Source organism: Rhizobium sp. SJZ105 (genome assembly GCF_007828365.1).
GTDB lineage: Bacteria > Pseudomonadota > Alphaproteobacteria > Rhizobiales > Rhizobiaceae > Agrobacterium > Agrobacterium tumefaciens.
In genome coordinates this window covers 90,064-107,436 of sequence record NZ_VIUP01000006.1, presented here as the reverse complement: position 1 = coordinate 107,436, position 17,373 = coordinate 90,064, and the positions used below count along the sequence as shown (strand labels likewise).

13 protein-coding genes are annotated in these 17,373 nt (G+C 59.5%); 6 read left to right on the top strand and 7 right to left on the bottom strand.

Annotated elements, in window-relative coordinates; all coding sequences use genetic code 11:
* Positions 1-16: 16 nt before the first annotated feature.
* The 4 genes from glgB to FB593_RS18550 form a co-directional block, all read right to left on the bottom strand.
* The gene (gene glgB / locus FB593_RS18570; RefSeq protein ID WP_019566535.1) at positions 17-2,224 is read right to left on the bottom strand and encodes a 1,4-alpha-glucan branching protein GlgB; all 2,208 of its coding nucleotides are present in this window, start codon (positions 2,222-2,224) and stop codon (positions 17-19) included.
* Entirely contained in the window at positions 2,224-4,686 is a 2,463-nt protein-coding gene (locus FB593_RS18565; protein WP_004431815.1) for a glycogen/starch/alpha-glucan phosphorylase, read from the bottom strand. Before FB593_RS18565 ends, glgB begins: the two co-directional genes overlap by 1 nt.
* Before the next feature lie 442 nt (positions 4,687-5,128).
* On the bottom strand, positions 5,129-5,899 hold the full coding sequence (locus FB593_RS18555) for a class II glutamine amidotransferase (RefSeq protein ID WP_111802031.1): 771 nt from the start codon (positions 5,897-5,899) through the stop codon (positions 5,129-5,131).
* Entirely contained in the window at positions 5,900-6,613 is a 714-nt protein-coding gene (locus FB593_RS18550) for an aspartate/glutamate racemase family protein (RefSeq protein ID WP_065663244.1), read from the bottom strand. It abuts the gene before it with no gap.
* A gap of 168 nt (positions 6,614-6,781) precedes the next feature.
* Between FB593_RS18550 and FB593_RS18545 the strand changes: the two genes are divergently transcribed.
* Positions 6,782-7,243 carry an Lrp/AsnC family transcriptional regulator gene (locus FB593_RS18545; RefSeq protein ID WP_003498392.1) on the top strand — a complete coding sequence of 154 codons (462 nt, stop codon included), beginning with the start codon at positions 6,782-6,784 and terminating at the stop codon, positions 7,241-7,243.
* Between the two features lie 20 nt (positions 7,244-7,263).
* On the opposite strand, the gene FB593_RS18540 is transcribed toward FB593_RS18545, so the two are convergent.
* The 3 genes from FB593_RS18540 to FB593_RS18530 form a co-directional block, all read right to left on the bottom strand.
* Positions 7,264-8,247 carry an aldose 1-epimerase gene (locus FB593_RS18540; RefSeq protein WP_013762077.1) on the bottom strand — a complete coding sequence of 328 codons (984 nt, stop codon included), beginning with the start codon at positions 8,245-8,247 and terminating at the stop codon, positions 7,264-7,266.
* 172 nt (positions 8,248-8,419) lie between these two features.
* Complete coding sequence (locus tag FB593_RS18535; protein ID WP_013762078.1) at positions 8,420-9,313, bottom strand: NAD(P)-dependent oxidoreductase; 894 nt, start codon at positions 9,311-9,313, stop codon at positions 8,420-8,422.
* Between the two features lie 43 nt (positions 9,314-9,356).
* The gene (locus FB593_RS18530) at positions 9,357-10,112 is read right to left on the bottom strand and encodes an SDR family oxidoreductase (RefSeq protein WP_025595224.1); all 756 of its coding nucleotides are present in this window, start codon (positions 10,110-10,112) and stop codon (positions 9,357-9,359) included.
* A gap of 220 nt (positions 10,113-10,332) precedes the next feature.
* Here FB593_RS18530 and FB593_RS18525 point away from each other — a divergent pair, with 220 nt between their 5' ends.
* The 5 genes from FB593_RS18525 to FB593_RS18505 all read left to right on the top strand — a co-directional run bounded on the left by FB593_RS18525 (position 10,333) and on the right by FB593_RS18505 (position 17,367).
* Positions 10,333-11,364 carry an L-idonate 5-dehydrogenase gene (locus FB593_RS18525; RefSeq protein WP_004431840.1) on the top strand — a complete coding sequence of 344 codons (1,032 nt, stop codon included), beginning with the start codon at positions 10,333-10,335 and terminating at the stop codon, positions 11,362-11,364.
* A gap of 290 nt (positions 11,365-11,654) precedes the next feature.
* The gene (locus tag FB593_RS18520; RefSeq protein WP_111802072.1) at positions 11,655-12,230 is read left to right on the top strand and encodes a GbsR/MarR family transcriptional regulator; all 576 of its coding nucleotides are present in this window, start codon (positions 11,655-11,657) and stop codon (positions 12,228-12,230) included.
* Positions 12,231-12,247: 17 nt separating this feature from the next.
* Entirely contained in the window at positions 12,248-14,032 is a 1,785-nt protein-coding gene (gene cydD / locus FB593_RS18515) for a thiol reductant ABC exporter subunit CydD (protein ID WP_111802030.1), read from the top strand.
* The gene (gene cydC / locus FB593_RS18510) at positions 14,029-15,720 is read left to right on the top strand and encodes a thiol reductant ABC exporter subunit CydC (protein WP_111802029.1); all 1,692 of its coding nucleotides are present in this window, start codon (positions 14,029-14,031) and stop codon (positions 15,718-15,720) included. The genes cydD and cydC overlap by 4 nt, the downstream gene beginning before the upstream one ends.
* Before the next feature lie 69 nt (positions 15,721-15,789).
* Positions 15,790-17,367: a cytochrome ubiquinol oxidase subunit I gene (locus FB593_RS18505; RefSeq protein ID WP_013762083.1), complete on the top strand. Its 1,578-nt coding sequence runs from the start codon at positions 15,790-15,792 to the stop codon at positions 17,365-17,367.
* The last annotated feature ends 6 nt before the right edge of the window (positions 17,368-17,373 follow it).

Genomic DNA, 17,373 nt, shown 5'->3' with positions numbered 1-17,373 from the left:
CCTCCCGTTCTGTCTGTCAGTTTTCCGGTTCGAGCATGATCGTTGCCAAGGGCGGCAGGACGAGCATCGCCCCGATTTCCCCACCGGCATTGACCGCCTGAACGCGTCCGCCATTTCCCTTGCCGCTGCCGCCATAAATTTCGGCATCGGTGTTGAGAATCTCCCGCCACCGCCCCGCAACAGGAAGCGGCACATAATAGTTTTCCCGGTAGACCGGGGTCAGATTGCAGATAACCGCAACCGGTTTTTCGCCGGGCGCCGAGCGCAGCCAGGCGAAGACCGAGTTTTCGTGATCATCGACCACCAGCCACTGGAAACCTTCGGGTTCGCAGTCACGGGCGTGCAGAGCGGCTTTCGAACGGTAGGTGAGGTTGAGATCGCGCACGAGGCGGCGCATACCCTCATGCATCGGATATTGGCGAAGGTTCCAGTCGAGCGATCCCTTTTCGCTCCATTCGCTCCACTGGGCGAACTCCTGCCCCATGAACAGCAGCTTCTTGCCGGGATAACCCCACATGAAGCCGTAATAGGACCGGAGATTGGCAAATTTCTGCCAGTCGTCGCCCGACATCTTGGCGATCAACGATCCCTTGCCGTGCACTACTTCGTCATGGGAAAGCGGCAGCACGAAATTTTCGGTGAAGGCATAAAGCAGCCCGAATGTCAGTTCCTGATGGTGGAACTTGCGGTGCACCGGCTCACGCGAGAAATAGCTCAGCGTGTCGTGCATGAAACCCATATTCCATTTGAAGCCGAAACCGAGGCCGCCCTCGTGAACCGGCTGCGACACTTTCGGCCAGGAGGTGGATTCTTCAGCAATGGTCATGACGCCCGGATGGGTGCCGTAGACGAGCGAGTTCATCTTCTGCAGGAAGCGGACGGATTCCAGGTTCTCGCGCCCGCCATATTCGTTGGGGATCCACTCGCCTTCCTTGCGGGAATAATCGAGATAGAGCATCGAGGCGACGGCATCGACGCGCAATCCATCGAGATGGAATTTTTCGGCCCAATAAAGAGCGTTGTTGACGAGGTAGGACAATACCTCGATACGCCCGAAATTGTAGATGGCCGTGTTCCAGTCGGGATGAAAACCCTGACGCGGGTCGGCATGTTCGTAAAGCGCTGTCCCGTCAAACAGGCCCAGGCCGTGCTCGTCGGTTGGAAAATGCGCAGGAACCCAGTCGAGGATCACGCCGATGCCGACCTTGTGGGCGCCGTTGACGAAGCGGGCGAAACCTTCCGGATCGCCGAAACGGGCGGTCGGGGCATAAAGCCCGGTCGTCTGGTAACCCCAGGACGGATCGTAGGGATGTTCGGTGATCGGCAGAAACTCGATATGGGTGAAGCCCATATCCGTGCAATAGGGAATGAGCTGGGTGGCCATTTCATCCCAGCTGAGGAAGGTGCCGTCCTCGCGACGCCGCCAGGAACCGGCGTGCACCTCGTAAATGCTGATCGGCTGCCGGCGCTGGTCCACTTGCGCCCAATGTTCCCGGTGGGCCTGATCTTCCCATTTCTGCGCCAGTTCTGGTGCGGTGACGGAGGCGTTCTTCGGCCGCAGTTCACCACGCCGTGCATAGGGGTCGGCCTTCAGCGGCAGAAGCTCGCCGTTTGCGCCGAGAATCTCGAATTTATAGGCGCAGCCGGCATAGACGTCAGGTGCGAAAATTTCCCAGATGCCGGTATCCTTGCGGAAGCGCATCACATGCCGTCGACCATCCCAATTGTTGAAATCGCCGACGACGGAGACGCGCCGCGCATTGGGAGCCCAGACGGCGAAGTGGAAACCTTCGACCCCTTCAAGCTTGAGCGGATGAGCGCCCATCTTGTCGAACAGTCGCAGATGCGATCCCTCGCGGACGAAATAATCGTCCATCGGTCCAAGAACCGGACCAAAGCTGTAGGGGTCGGTCACTGCCCATTCCGCATCGTCGCGACAGGCGCGATAACGCACCGGCTGACGCGAGGTGAGATCGACCGGGCCTTCGAAGAAACCCTCCGGATCGAGCTGCTTCAGTTCGCCGACGAAAGATCCGTCCAGTGTGAGGACAGATACTTCTTCAGCCCCCGGAATGAAACACCGTGCAGAAAAACCTCCCGGCGTTTCGTGAACGCCGAGAAGTGCAAAGGGGTTGGAATGCAAACCGCTCTTGATCGCCTCGATTTCAGCCTTCGTGATTTCGCCAGTCTTTTTCTCTTCGGCCGAATTGAGCGGTTTTTTCATCAGGCTCTCCAGATATCGGCGGCGTACTGCCGGATCGTCCTGTCGGACGAGAACCAGCCCATACGCGCCGTGTTACGGACTGTTTTCGCATACCAGCTTTCCGGATCGCTCCAGATCGCATCCACCTTGCGCTGCGCTTCGGCGTAGGCGTCGAAGTCGGCCGCGACCATGAACCAGTCGCTGTTGTAAATGCCGTCGATCAGCCCGGCGAAGCGGGAGCGGTCGTCGGGTGAGAATACGCCAGAGGCGATAGATGACAGCGCCTGCGACAGTTCCACCGACTGTTCAATAATCGCGCGGGGGTTGTGGCCCTCGGCGCGCGCTTTCGACACCTCTTCCGCCGTCATGCCGAAGATGACGATGTTATCCTCGCCGACATGTTCGAGCATTTCGACGTTCGCACCATCCAGCGTACCGATGGTGAGCGCGCCGTTCAGCGCAAACTTCATGTTGCCGGTGCCCGAGGCTTCCATGCCAGCCGTCGAGATCTGTTCGGACAGATCGGCGGCCGGAACCATGATTTCCGCAAGCGAGACGTTGTAGTTCGGAATAAACACCACTTTCAGAAGCCCGCGCACGGCCGGATCGTTGTTGATGACCCGGGCAATATCGTTGGCAAGTTTTATGATCAGCTTCGCGTTGTGATAACTCGGCGCTGCCTTGCCTGCGAAGAACTTAACGCGCGGTACCCAATCCAGTTCCGGGTGAGAACGGATCTGGTCGTAAAGCGCCACCGTTTCGATAAGGTTCAGAAGCTGGCGCTTATATTCATGGATGCGCTTGATCTGGATGTCGAACATGGCCGAGGGATCGACACGGATGCCCATGCGTTGCGCCACCGTATTGGCAAGCCGCACCTTGTTCAGACGCTTCACTTCGGCAAATTTTTCGCGGAAACCTGCATCGTCGGCGAAGCGGTCGAGCGCTGTCAGCTTTTCCGCATCGTCGAGGAAATCGTCGCCGATCGCTTCCCGGATCAATCCGGTCAGGCCGGGGTTGCACTGCATCAGCCAGCGGCGCGGGGTGATGCCGTTGGTCTTGTTGTTGATGCGCTCGGGATAAAGGCTGTGCAGGTCGGCAAAGACCGTTTCCTTCATCAGTTCGGTATGAAGTGCCGAGACACCGTTGATGGAATGCGAGCCGATGAAGGCGAGATTGCCCATGCGCACGCGCCGCTCACCGTTTTCGTCGATCAGCGAGATGGACCGGATCTGCTGATCCGGCATCTTCTTTTCCTTGCGGGCGTAGACCAGCGTATTGGCATTGATCGCATAGACGATCTGCATGTGCCTCGGCAAAAGCCGCTCGAGCAGCGGGACGGGCCAGCTTTCCAGCGCTTCGGGCAAAAGCGTGTGGTTGGTGTAGGAGAAGGTGCCCTGCGTGATCTTCCAGGCTTCGTCGAATTCAAGGCCGTGGACATCGCATAGCAGGCGCATCATTTCGCAGATGGAAATGGCCGGATGCGTGTCGTTGAGCTGGATCGAAACCTTGTCGGGCAGCGAGGTGAAATCCGGATATTGCTGCAGGTGACGGCGCAGAATGTCCTGCAGGGAGGCGGAGGAGAAGAAGAACTCCTGCCGCAAACGCAATTCCTGGCCGGCCGGGGTCGCATCGGCAGGGTAGAGAACGCGCGTCAGGCTTTCGGCCTTGTTGCTTTCCCGCAGCGCGCCAATGTGGTCGCCGGCATTGAAGGCGGCAAGCAGAATGGGATCGATAGGCTGCGCCGACCATAGGCGCAAGGTGTTGACGCGGGTGCCGCGCCAGCCGACGACAGGCGTGTCGTAAGCCATGGCAATGACGCGTTCGGCAGGTTTCCAGACGAAGCGCTGCGGCTCCTCATATCCACCGATGGTTTCCACCGATCCGCCAAAGCCGATTTCATACGAGCTTTCGCGGCGTTCGAATTCCCAGGGATTGCCGTGCGCCAGCCAGGTCTCCGGCAATTCCACCTGCCATCCGTCCGCCATCTGCTGGCGGAAAAGGCCGTGCACATAACGGATGCCGTAGCCATAGGCGGGAATATCGACGGTTGCCATCGATTCCATGAAACAGGCAGCGAGACGGCCAAGGCCGCCATTGCCAAGTGCCGCATCCGGTTCAAGTCCCGCAATGACATCGAGATCGACGCCGAGCGAAGAAAGCGCGTCCCTGATTTCGTGCATCAGCCCGATATTGGAGATCGCATCGCGCATCAGGCGACCGATCAGAAACTCGAGCGACAGGTAATAAACGCGCTTGGAATTGTTGGCATAGGCCTTGCGGGTGGAGGCCATCCACTTGTCGATGATGCGGTCACGGACGACGAGAATGGTCGCGGTCAGCCAGTCATGCGGCTTGGCAACTTTTACGTCCTTGCCGATACGGTAGGTGAGGCGCTCGATGATTTCCGCTGCCATGATTTCCGGGTTGGAACTGCGCGGGGCGGGACGGGGAAGATCGGCGGCGTTTAGATTATTGATCATTGGTCGGTCAGCACCTTGGTGGGAGGAGAGGGTCTGATGAGGTCGATCCGGTTTGCCTTTACTGATGCCAGTTTATGCATCGATATGGAGGCGTGGCAACAGCATTTTTTGTGGAAATTTGAACAGCTTAGGGTAATGAAAAATAACACTTTTTCTTCAGCGTCCCGAGGATCGCCAAAGGCATTGCCTGCCCATTGTCCGTCATTCATGAACGGGTTTGCATGGTCGTTGCGATGCAGGGCATCGTTCAAGAAAGGGAGAGGGGCTGCAACACTTCTGAAATGGTTCACCGGTCCTGAAATCTGTTTCGGTCTATCGGATCACACACTAGCCTTCGCGGCGGAGATAATTCAATGAAAATAAACACGACGCTGCCGCAGCCGCGCCCACCGGTGGCGGCCAAACTGAAAAAAATGGCCTCGGTCGTCATGAAATGCGACGTTTACGGCAGGGAAAAAGGTTCAGTGGTCATACCGCCGGCGCGGATCGTCACCCGGGTATTTGGCGGCACCGCACACCACGGGGTGCAATCGAAGGAAAAGGGTTCCGAGCTTAGCGCGATGCCCTCTTCAAGCCCGCGCCAGTAAAGCGTTGGCGGCTTGTCGTCGCTTGACCAGCGGAAGGCGTGCAGGCAATCGCCATCCATCAGCACGGCGCTGAACCGCAACGCGGAAGAAACACCCGCCGCGATCATCTTTTCCAGGCAGAGGCGCAGCGCGGTGGAAATGGCCCGAACTGGGTCCGCATCAAGGTCGTGGCCGGCGGCAATCAGGAAGATGGCTTCGCTGTCGCCGGTGCCGCGCCGGGCGGAATAAATATCATCGGGTATGAGGGAATCAATGTCGCGCCTGATCTGCTCGTAGCCGCCGATCTGGCCGTTATGCATGAAGAGATATTGACCATGCGCAAAGGGGTGGCAATTGGCACGGGATACTTCGCCTGATGTGGCGGAGCGGACGTGGGCCATGAACATGCCCGAGCGAAGCTGGTGGCAAAGGGCGGCCAGATTGGCGTCGGACCAGGCGGGTCTGGTGTCGCGAAAAACGCCGGGCGTTCCGCGCTCGCCATACCAGCCAAGACCGCAACCGTCGCCATTGACGACGGTTTTAGCTTCCCTTGCGGCCATGGACTGGCTGACCAGCGACGCTTCCGGCTCGATCAGAAGACTGTCGAGCCAGACCGGTTTACCGGAATAGGCAAAAAGGCGGCACATTCATGCAGCTCTGTTCAGGGCCTTGTTTCCGAGCGCGAAGCCGACAGCGGCCTGGGCGTGAATGGCGGTCGAATCGTAGCCCGGCAAAGGCAGGGCATCGGGATCGATCAGCAGGGAAATTTCGGTGCAGCCGAGAATGACGGAATCGACGCCGAGCGCACGCGCTTTCTCGATGACCGACATGTAGCGCTCGCGCGAGCACGACTTGATCTCGCCCTGGCACAATTCGCCAAAAATGATGTCGTGGATGGCGGCCCTGTCATCCGCATCGGGCACGACCACATCGACGCCGTGGCGGCGCATGCGGTCGGTGTAGAAGCCATGTTCCATCGTGTAGCGCGTGGCGAGCAGAAGCGGCTTGCGGCGTCCATCCGCCTTCAATGCGGTGGCAGTTTCATCAATGATGTCGATGAGAGTGACGCCCGACATTTTTTCAACGGTTTCCGCAACGAGGTGCATGGTGTTGGTGCAGATCAGCACACAATCGGCACCCGCATTGGCAAGACGCGCACCCGCAGCGCCCAAAAGCGCGCCGGCCTCATCCCAGCGGTCAGCCTTCTGAAGGGCGACAACCTCGGAAAAATCGAGCGAATGCATGACGATATCGGCCGATACGAGCCCACCGCGGCTGTCACGAACGGCCTCGTTGATCATGCGATAATAGGTTGCGGTGGATTCCCAGCTCATGCCGCCGATCAGACCGATCCGTTTCATAGGCGTTCCCTTATAAAAGTTTGATTGATGACAAGAATGCCATTGCCGCGATGAAAACGGCATGCGTTTTTTCAGGGATTTAGAAGGCAGATTGCAAATTCTGGGCGTGCATTATGCTCAGCTCGCAAATTTCTTGCGTCACTACGTTAACCGGTGCATTCTGAAACAATGATTGACGACCGTGACCGCCGAATCCTTGCGATTCTCCAGGAGAATGCAGAAACACCTCTCGCCGATATCGCGGATGAGGTGTCGTTATCGCTTTCCGCCTGTTCCCGCCGTATCACGCGTCTGCGTGCGGAAGGATATGTGACCGGCACGATGGCGCTGCTCGACCGGCGGAAAATCAACCTGCCGACCACGGTTTTCCTGCTCGTGAGAACCGGCCTGCATGCGGAGGACTGGCTGGACCGGTTCCATGCCGCCGTCAGCACCATACCGGAGATCGTCGAGGTGCACCGGCTGACCGGCAATTTCGATTATATTCTGAAACTCGTGCTTCCAAATGTCGAATATTACGACACCATCTACAAACAGATCCTCCGGCGGGTCGAGCTTTACGACATGTCCGCCTATATCTCCATGGAGACGGTGAAGCTGTCGTCTTCACTCCCGACGACGCATATCTGATCGCAATATTTGGTCTTTTTTCAGCGCTCGGCTTCAAAACGGAAACCAAAGCGGAAACTTCGGGTCTCGCCCGGTTGAAGGGTGATGTCCGCTTCAAGTTGCGGCTGGTTGAAAGCGTTTGTCGGTGTTTCCACAGGTTCGAGCGCGATGGATTTTCGCCTGTCGCGGGCAAGCGTATCGCCGGTAAAGACATGCATGTGGCCGCGCTCCTGCCAAACGGTCAGGCTCGAACCATCGTTCCGGTTTTCGATCCTAGTCTCGTAAAGCCCGTTTGCGGATGGGATCAGATCGGTAAAGCAGACATCCAGCACATGGCCTGCGAGCGGCGCGGCAGAAAGAAACGCTGCATCGTCCCGTTTGAGAATGCCCGTCTCACTGTCGGTGAGTGGTATCAAATTCTCGTCCGTTTCGATCGCTGTTCGCGACGGTAGGGTGAGAAGGAGATCGTCGATGGAGGATATGCCGGGCAGACGGAAATAGGGATGCCAGCCGGCCGCAAAGGGCAAAGGCCGGTCGTCGCCATTGATGCCGCGTATATCGATGGTAACCGCATGGCCGGCAAACCGGTATTCCACCTCGATGGCGAGATGGTAGGGATAGCCCTTGAATTCGGCCGGCAATATCTCGGCACGAAAGACGATAATGTGCGCGTCGTTTTCCTCGAAAGATCGGTCGAGGGCGAAGGGCAGGGCACGGGCAAATCCGTGGAAGACGAGGTCCTCGTGGGCAAGCACCGGCTCGATACGGTGCATCTCCCCGCCAAATTTAAATTGGCCCTGAGGAATGCGATTGGTGAAGGGGGCGAGAATGCCGTTTCTCACGCCGTTCTGCGACTGCAATTCCTGAAGCGACGAATAGCCGTCGACAAGGTTTTTTGCATTGCCATCGGCAAGTCGTGGCCGCCAGCTCAGAAGGGTCGCGCCCTCATAAGCGATCTCGGCGCTGAAGCCGTTTCCGGAAACGGTCAGGCTGGCAATCCCCGTGCCTGTTGCGGAAGTGGTCATCGGGAAATTGTCCTTCATGCAAGCGTCTGCGGCCGTCGGGCCGATTGCGCCGCCGATTCGCCCGATCATCTTCGCTGCGGAGACATTTCGCAATGGCCATGACGGTGGCACACCTTAATGACCTCGCGTCAGCTCGGCCTCTAAGGTTTTATTGCCCTGGCCATGGCGCAAATCATTCCGTGAAGGTGCGTTTCGCGCCGGTGAAAAATTCCATTAGGGCGGCCTGATCCTCGCCGCCAAGTCCCGCCGCTGTCAGCATGCGGTGCACCTCGGCGCAAACCGCCGTCAGCGGCATGGCCGTGTTGGTGCGTCGAGCCAGATCCTGCGCGCCGTTCAGGTCCTTGACCATATTGTCGATGCGGCCAGTGCGGCGGTAATCCTTCGCCACGTAACGTGGCATATATTCCTGAAGGATTGCGCTGTCGGCGCGGCCGCCTTTCAGCGCCTGCGGAATTTTGGCGGCATCGACGCCGGCATCCAGCGCAAGCTGCGTTGCTTCCGCTACGGCAAGGAAGTTCAGCCCGCAAAGAACCTGATTGATGAGCTTCGTCGTCTGGCCTGCGCCGCTTGGACCCATATGGGTGTAGTTGCTGGCCACGTGCCGCAGCACGCGATGGGCATCGGCCACATCCTTTTCGGTGCCGCCGGCCATCAGGGTCAGTTGCCCGACGAGTGCCTTCGGCGCGCCGCCGGAAAGCGGGCTGTCCACCCAGCGCAGCCCCTTTTCAGCCGCATCCGCCGCCAGTTCTTTTGTCGCTTCCGGATCGATGGAGGACATGTCGATGATCAGCGTGCCGGGCCTGGCCCCCGCCGCCACGCCATCTTTGCCGAAAACGGCGGCGCGGACGATTTTCGGCGAATTGAGGCTGAGGATCACGACATCGGAGAGCGAAGCCGCTTGCGCCGCCGTCTCGGCGCTATGCGCACCAAGGCTGGTCAAAGCCGCCACCTTTTCCGCGTCCAGATCGAAAACCGTCAGGTGATTGCCGGTCTCGATCAGCCGCGTACCGATCGCGCCGCCCATCGCGCCAGCGCCAATGAGGGCGATTTTGTTCTTCTCGGTCATAGTGCTCACGGTCTCCTCCCAAAGCGTCGTGGTTACGGCTTCTTCAAAGCGAGGCGGTAATGCCGCCGTCGACGTAAAGAATATGTCCGTTCACGAAAGACGAGGCATCGGACGACAGGAAAATGCAGGCGCCGACAAGCTCTTCGACCTTGCCCCAGCGGCCGGCGGGCGTGCGTTTTTCAAGCCATGCTGAAAACGTCTCGTCTGCCACCAGGGCCGCGTTGAGCGGCGTGTCGAAATAGCCCGGCGCAATGGCGTTGCACTGCAGGCCATATTTCGCCCAGTCCGTCGCCATGCCCTTCGTCAGATTGCCGACGGCGCCCTTGGTGGCGGTGTACGGCGCGATACCGGGGCGGGCAAGAGCGGTCTGGACGCTGGCGATGTTGATGATCTTGCCACGTCCACGGCTGATCATATGACGCGCGACGGCTTGCCCTGCGTGGAACACCGAGGCGATGTTTGTCTGCAACAGGCGCTCGAAGGCGTCCGCCGGAAAATCCTCCAGCGGTGTGCGGTGCTGCATGCCGGCATTGTTGACCAGAATATCGATGGGGCCGACTTCCGCCTCGAAACCGTCGATGGCCTTGCGCACCGCATCATGATCGGTGGCATCGAAGGCGAGCGTCTTGGCACCCTTGATTCCTGCGGCGGCTGCTTTCAGCTTTGCCTCGTCGCGGCCGTTCAGCACCACTTCGGCTCCCGCCTCCACCAGGCCCTGCGCCAGCGCAAAACCGATGCCCTGCGACGAGCCGGTGATCAGGGCGCGGCGGCCGGAAAGATCGAACAAATTAAGGCCCACTGTTTCCTCCAGTCTCTCGACATTGCTTTCATGCCGGTTTATGTTATCGATAACATTCATCCCTTTCAGACGTGGATGTCAAGGCTTAAACGCCTGTTTCCGGTACGCAACATGCGCGCGGGGAGGCTGCAGGGCGGCGGAGACGCGGCCGGCGGCAATGATTGGGATAGGGATTATTTTGTTGCGCCGTTTAAGGCGCGATATCGAACGGGAGATATTTATGAGAGCGATTGTCGCCCACGGGGCAAAGGATGTGCGCATCGAGGAGCGGCCGGAGGAGGCGCCGGGGGCAGGAGAAGTGCGTCTTCGTCTGGCTCGGGGCGGGATTTGCGGCAGCGATCTTCACTATTACAATCACGGCGGTTTCGGCGCGGTACGGCTTCGCGAACCAATGGTGCTGGGACATGAGGTCTCCGCCATTGTTGAGGAGCTGGGCGAGGGCGTCGAGGGGCTGAAGGTTGGCGGTCTGGTCGCGGTTTCGCCGTCCCGTCCGTGCAGGACCTGCCGCTTTTGCCAGGAAGGCCTGCACAATCAGTGCCTCAACATGCGCTTTTATGGCAGCGCCATGCCGTTTCCGCATATTCAGGGCGCTTTCCGCGAGGTTCTCATCGCGGATGCCCTGCAATGCGTTCCGGCCGACGGTTTGAGTGCCGGTGAGGCAGCTATGGCGGAACCGCTGGCGGTAACGCTGCATGCCACCCGCCGCGCCGGCGATTTGCTCGGAAAACGCGTGCTCGTCACCGGCTGCGGCCCCATCGGCATTCTCTCCATCCTGTCTGCCCGCCGTGCCGGTGCCGCTGAAATCGTCGCGACCGATCTTTCGGACTTCACGCTTGCCAAGGCGCGGGAAGCGGGCGCGGACCGCGTCATAAACAGCAAGGATGAGCCTGATGCGCTGGCGGCGTACGGCGCGAACAAGGGAACCTTCGACGTTCTCTATGAATGCTCCGGTGCCGCCGTTGCACTGGCGGGCGGGATTACGGCGTTGCGTCCGCGCGGCATCATCGTCCAGCTTGGCCTTGGTGGCGATATGAGCCTGCCGATGATGGCGATTACTGCCAAGGAACTCGATCTGCGCGGCTCTTTCCGGTTCCACGAGGAATTCGCGACGGGCGTCGAACTGATGCGCAAAGGCCTGATCGACGTCAAGCCGTTCATCACCCAGACGGTGGACCTCGATGACGCCATCTCGGCCTTCGAATTTGCCTCCGACCGCAGCCGCGCCATGAAGGTGCAGATCGCTTTTTCGTAAGCGCCTGTTGCGCACGCCGGTTTGTCGACGTCTTGATCGGCGGTGGATTAATCCCCGCCGATTTTTCACGCGCGCGCTTCCATCTACAACATGACGTCTTTGATGTTATCGATATCATTTCGTGCGTCGCGGGCCGGGAAAGTGTGCCAAAGGGCGCAGCCCTGATCCCCGGCAGACGCGGCCTCTTCTGATTTGCACATATTGACGCAGGTCAAAAAGGTGATTTGCCGCTTGCCATTTTTTGCTTTATCGAAATTTCAGAAATTACTGAAAATACAGGAAGCAAAGAAATGCCCACCAATCTTTCTCCGCTCGTTCAGTCCTTCGTGCTGCATTTCGGCGAGATGGGCAGCCGCTGGGGCATCAACCGCACGGTCGGCCAAGTCTATGCATTGCTTTACATTTCACCGCAGCCGCTCTGCGCCGACGACATTGTCGAGGCGCTTGGCATTTCCCGTTCCAATGTGTCGATGAGCCTGAAGGAGCTTCAGGCGTGGAACCTTGCAATTCTCAAGCATTTCCCCGGCGACCGGCGCGATTTTTTCACGACGCCGGAGGATGTGTGGCAAATTCTGCGCACCCTTGCCGAAGAGCGCAAGAAGCGCGAGATCGACCCGACACTCAGCGTGCTTCGTGAAATCCTGATGGAGAAGCCGGAAAACGAAGAGGAGCGGCATGCGCAGAAGCGCATCGATGAGATGAAAACGCTGATCGAGCAGCTCACCGGCTGGTATGACGATGTGAAGAAGCTGGAGACGGAGCGGTTGGCTTCGCTTCTGGCACTCGGCTCGAAGGTCACGAAGCTTCTGGAGGCCAAGGACAAGATCGTCTCTCTTGCCAGACCCCGTACCAAGAAGGACAGGTGAGGAGATCGTCCGTGAGCATGTCCGCAGAAATCCGGCAATCCGCCAATGGCGATGATGCAGACTGTCCAGTTCCAGCGGCGGTCTCTCCCGACAAGGCACGGCGGCGCTTCTTCGGTAAATCCGCCAATGACAAGGGTGTCGGTACGGCGGAACTCGCGAAGGCACCCGCGGTAGGAAGATCGGTCGCCCTGCTGCATGTCCTGCCGGCTCTGCTCTGGTTGCCCCAGGCGGGTTTGCTTGCATTTTCGGTCGGAAACATTGCCGACGGTGCGCCGATGACGGCAATCCTGCCGGCGGCCGTGGCTGTTCTCGTTCTCGGTCTCATCAAGGCATGGCTGGAAAAAGTTGCCGCGAGACTGTCGTTTCGCGCCGCGCGTGCCGCCCTTTCGCGGCGGCGGCTGCAAGCGCTTCATGCCGTTGCGGAGGTGTCGCCGCTTGATCTGGCGCGCACGGCCTCCGGCGAGGCGGCAAGCGTCATCGCGGAGGCAGCCGAAGCGCTGGTACCTTATCTCTCCAGGTTCCAGCCTGCGCGGATGAAAGCTACCATTGTCCCCTTGGTTTTCGTGCTGGCAATCCTGCCATTTACCTGGATTGCGGCGCTTGTTCTGCTGCTTTCCATGCCCACTATCCCGCTTTTCATGGCGCTGATCGGCTGGCAGGCGAAGGCTGCCAGTGAAAAGCAGCTGGCCGAGACCGGCAACATGAATGCTTTCCTGCTCGATCGCCTGCGCGGCCTGGAAACGATCCGCGCACTGGAAGCCGTTGATCTGACCGCTGGACGCCTGCGGACGGACGCAGAGAACCTCAAGAAGCGGACGATGGCTGTCCTGCGGATCGCCTTTCTGTCCTCGGCGGTGCTGGAGCTTTTCGCTGCCCTCGGCGTTGCCATGACAGCCGTTTATATCGGTTTCCATCTGCTCGGTTTTCTCGATTTCGGCGCGTGGGGCGAGAAGCTGACACTTGCCGAGGGGCTGTTCATCCTGCTTCTGGCGCCTGCCTTTTTCGAACCGCTGCGGGAGTTGTCCGCCGTCTGGCACGACCGCGCAGCCGGCGAGGCGGCGCTGGGCGCGCTCGACACATTGACGCGGGCTGGCAAAGCCATCGTGGGTGAGGGTAAGGAGGTCGCAATGGCCCCTTTTCCAACGCCCGGTCTGGTGGAGTTGGCTAATCTCTCCTTCGCCTATCCGAATGCTCCGCCTGTCATTCGGAATCTAAATCTTACGGTCCAGTCAGGCGAGACAGTTGCGATTCTTGGGCCTTCCGGCTGTGGTAAATCCACTGTACTCTCCTTGATTGCCGGCTTGGCCGAGGCTGACGGCGGTACAATAGGGATCGGGGGCGTAACGCTTGGTCATGCGACGGCCGATGGACTGCGCAAGACAATCGGCTGGGTCAGCCAGAAGCCGTTCTTTTTTGCCGGTTCCCTGAAGGCGAATATTCGCTTTGGCCGCGCCGGTGTCAGCGAAGGCATGGTCGATGAGACGCTGCGCTGCACCGGGCTGGATGCATTGTCGAAAGCACGCCGGCATCTGCCTATAGGAGACGGCGGCTACGGTATTTCGGGCGGGGAGGCGGTGCGCCTCGCCATTGCGCGTGCTTTCGCCGATCCGGCGACGCAGCTTGTGCTGGTCGATGAACCGACAGCGCATCTTGACCGGGAGACGGCTGCGCTTGTCACCGAAAACCTGCTGCAACTCGCAAAAGGCAGGACATTGATCGTCGCAACCCATGATCCTGTGCTCGCCGCGCGCATGGACAGGGTCGTGAATATGACGACGATCCATTCGAGGGGGCAGTCATGATCGCGCGTTTTGCCATATTGAAACCTGTCATTTCCCTGTTCTGGTCGGCACGTCGCGGCATGCTGCTCGTTGGCGCGGTTCTGGCAGCAACCACGGTGCTGGCGGGTATAGGCCTTCTCGGCGTTTCCGGCTGGTTCATTACTGCGACCGCGATTGCCGGTCTGGTCCCTGCGACGGCCTATGCTTTCGACGTCTTTGCGCCATCGGCGGCCATCCGTCTGCTGGCGTTGTCACGCACCGCTGCCCGTTATGGCGAACGCATGACCACCCATGAGGCGACGCTGTCCGTGCTTGCAGCGCTTCGCGAAAAGCTGTTTCGTGGCTTTGCCGCACCGCAGGCGGCGAAACATCTGGAGGCGAGGCCCGCCCGCCTGCTGAACCGGCTGACTGCGGATATCGACGCGCTGGATTCGCTTTATCTGCGCGTGCTGGTACCCGCCGCCGTCGCAATCCTCGCCGCAATCGCAACAGGCATCGGTCTTGCCCTCCTCAATCCGCTTGCGGGCGTTCTGGCGGCCCTCTTCCTCATTGCGGCGGGTCTTGGCATTTCAGTGCGCTCGGCGTTGACGGCGGAAAAATTTGCGCGTCGCCGGGCAATCGGGCTTGAAGCGCTTCGTGCCCGCACGGCGGACTTGGTCAACGGGCAGGTGGAATTGCTCACGACTGCCCGTCTCTCCGCGCAGGTTGCGGCGATCGAACGGGCCGACAATTATCTGCTCGCTTGCGATGACCGCTTGAACCGGATCGAAACCAATGCCGGTTTTTCATTCGGCATCTCAGCGGCGGTTCTTTTGAGTGCGGCTCTCCTCGGCATGGCCTGGCTTGCGGAGCAGGACGTTGTGACCGCGCCGACTGCCGCCCTCGGCCTGCTTGTCTGTTTCGCCGCGCTGGAGCCCTTCACGGCGCTGCGCCGTGGTGCAATGGAACTCGGGCGCACGCTTTTTTCGGCAAGACGCATTGCGCCGCGTCTTTCCGCTGAAGCAGCCGCCAACTGTCCACGCGTGCCTGCCATGGGCCTGGTGGCTGAGCTTGATGGTGTGCGGCTGGAGCGGGATGGGAACGAAAATCCTGTCCTGACGAATATCAACCTTGCAATCGCCGCCGGAGAGACGATTGCGATTATCGGCCCGAGCGGTGCGGGCAAGACCAGCCTCATCCAGTTTCTGGCTGGTGAAGTGCAACCGGCGGCGGGCAGGGTCAGCGCTTTGCCTTGCTCGCTCATGACGCAGAGAAGTCAGCTTTTCCGAGACAGCATCGCTGATAATCTGAGGCTGGCAAAACCTGCCGCGACCGAGCGTGAACTGTGGGATGCACTGCAATCGGCAGGCCTTGGCGAGCATGTCAAAACCCTCGCCGCAGGGCTGGATACGAGACTTGGCGAGGCGGGGCAGGGTCTCTCCGGCGGTCAGTCACGACGGCTCGCCCTTGCCCGTTTCCTTCTACGCGACAAACCACTCTGGCTTCTAGACGAGGTGACGGAAGGGCTGGACGGCGAAACCGCCCGTGACGTGCTCGGCCGGTTGTTTGCAAGGGCGGAAGGCAAGACTGTCGTGATGATAACCCACAATCGCCGTGAGGCGGAATTTGCCGATCGCATCATCGTGCTGAGAGAGGGGCGCCAACTTGATCAATGTCAAAGCGGCACCCCGGAATACGACGTAATGCTGCAAACATTGCGTCCGGACTGAGTGATTTTTTCAGGGCCGGCGCCGTTTCGTAACAGAAGGCCGGCCTTTCCTGAAAGGTGGGGTAAAAACATGGAACTCGACATCGTGGCGCTATCGCGCCTGCAATTCGCTGTTACCGCTTTATATCACTTTCTATTCGTTCCCCTGACGATCGGACTGTCCGTGGTGATCGCCATCATGGAAACGGTCTATGTCATGACCGGCCGCACCATCTGGCGGCAGATGACGAAATTCTGGGGTACATTGTTCGGCATCAACTTCGTGCTTGGTGTTTCCACCGGCATCGTCATGGAATTCCAGTTCGGCATGAACTGGAGTTATTACAGCCACTATGTCGGCGATATCTTCGGTGCGCCGCTAGCGATCGAAGGGATGATGGCTTTCTTTCTGGAAGCCACCTTTGTCGGTCTGTTCTTTTTCGGCTGGGACAAGCTGTCCAAGCTCGGCCATCTCATCGCAACATGGTGCGTGGCGATCGGCTCGAACTTCTCGGCGTTGTGGATATTGATCGCCAATGGCTGGATGCAGAACCCGACGGGATCGGCCTTCAACCCCCAGACCATGCGCATGGAGGTGACGGATTTCTTCGCGGTGCTGATGAACCCGGTCGCCCAGGCGAAGTTCGTGCACACGGTTTCTGCGGGTTATGTCACTGCCTCCATCTTCGTGCTCGGCGTTTCCGCCTGGTACGTGCTGAAAGGCCGCCATGTCGATCTCGCCAAGCGGTCTATGACGGTTGCAGCTTCTTTCGGCCTGGCTGCTGCACTGTCGGTCGTCGTGCTGGGTGATGAAAGCGGTTATCTTTCGACCGAGCACCAGAAGATGAAGCTCGCCTCGATCGAAGCCATGTGGGAAACGGAACCGGCACCCGCCCCCTTTACCGCCATCGGGTTTCCTGATCAGGAAGCCCGGGAGACGCATTTCGCCGTGAAAATTCCGTGGGTGATGGGCCTTATCGGCACGCGCTCGCTGGACACGGAAATCCCCGGTATCAACGATCTGGTGGAACTCGCAAAGACCCGCATCCGCGATGGCATCAAGGCCTATGATGCGCTGATGCAGATACGTGCCACCGGCAAGGGCGCGGAACTGCCCGAAGAGGTGCGTGGCACCTTTGCGGAACTCGGCCACGAGCTTGGTTACGCCCTGTTGCTGAAGCGTTATGTCGACGATCCGCGCCAGGCGACGGAGGAGCAGATTGCCAAGGCCGCCGCCGATACCATCCCGCATGTGCCGACGCTGTTCTGGGCGTTCCGCATCATGGTCGGTCTTGGCATGTTCTTCATCCTGTTGACGGCGACCTTCTTTTATCTCTCGGCACGGCGCCGGCTGGATCACTATCCGTTCTTGCTGAAGGTGGCCGTCTTCGCCATTCCGCTGCCGTGGATTGCTGCGGAAATGGGCTGGGTGGTCGCGGAATTCGGCCGTCAGCCATGGATCATCGAAGGCGTGCTGCCGACGGCCGCCGCCGTCTCCAGCCTCAGCGCTTCAACGGTTCTGATTACGCTTCTCTGCTTCATCGCCATCTATACGGTGCTGTTCATCGTCGAAATGGGGCTGATGCTGAAGGCGATCCGCAAAGGGCCGGATCCGGATCACGAGCCGGAAGCGCCGCTCGTTCCTGAAAAACTCGTCGCTGCGGAGTAAACGATC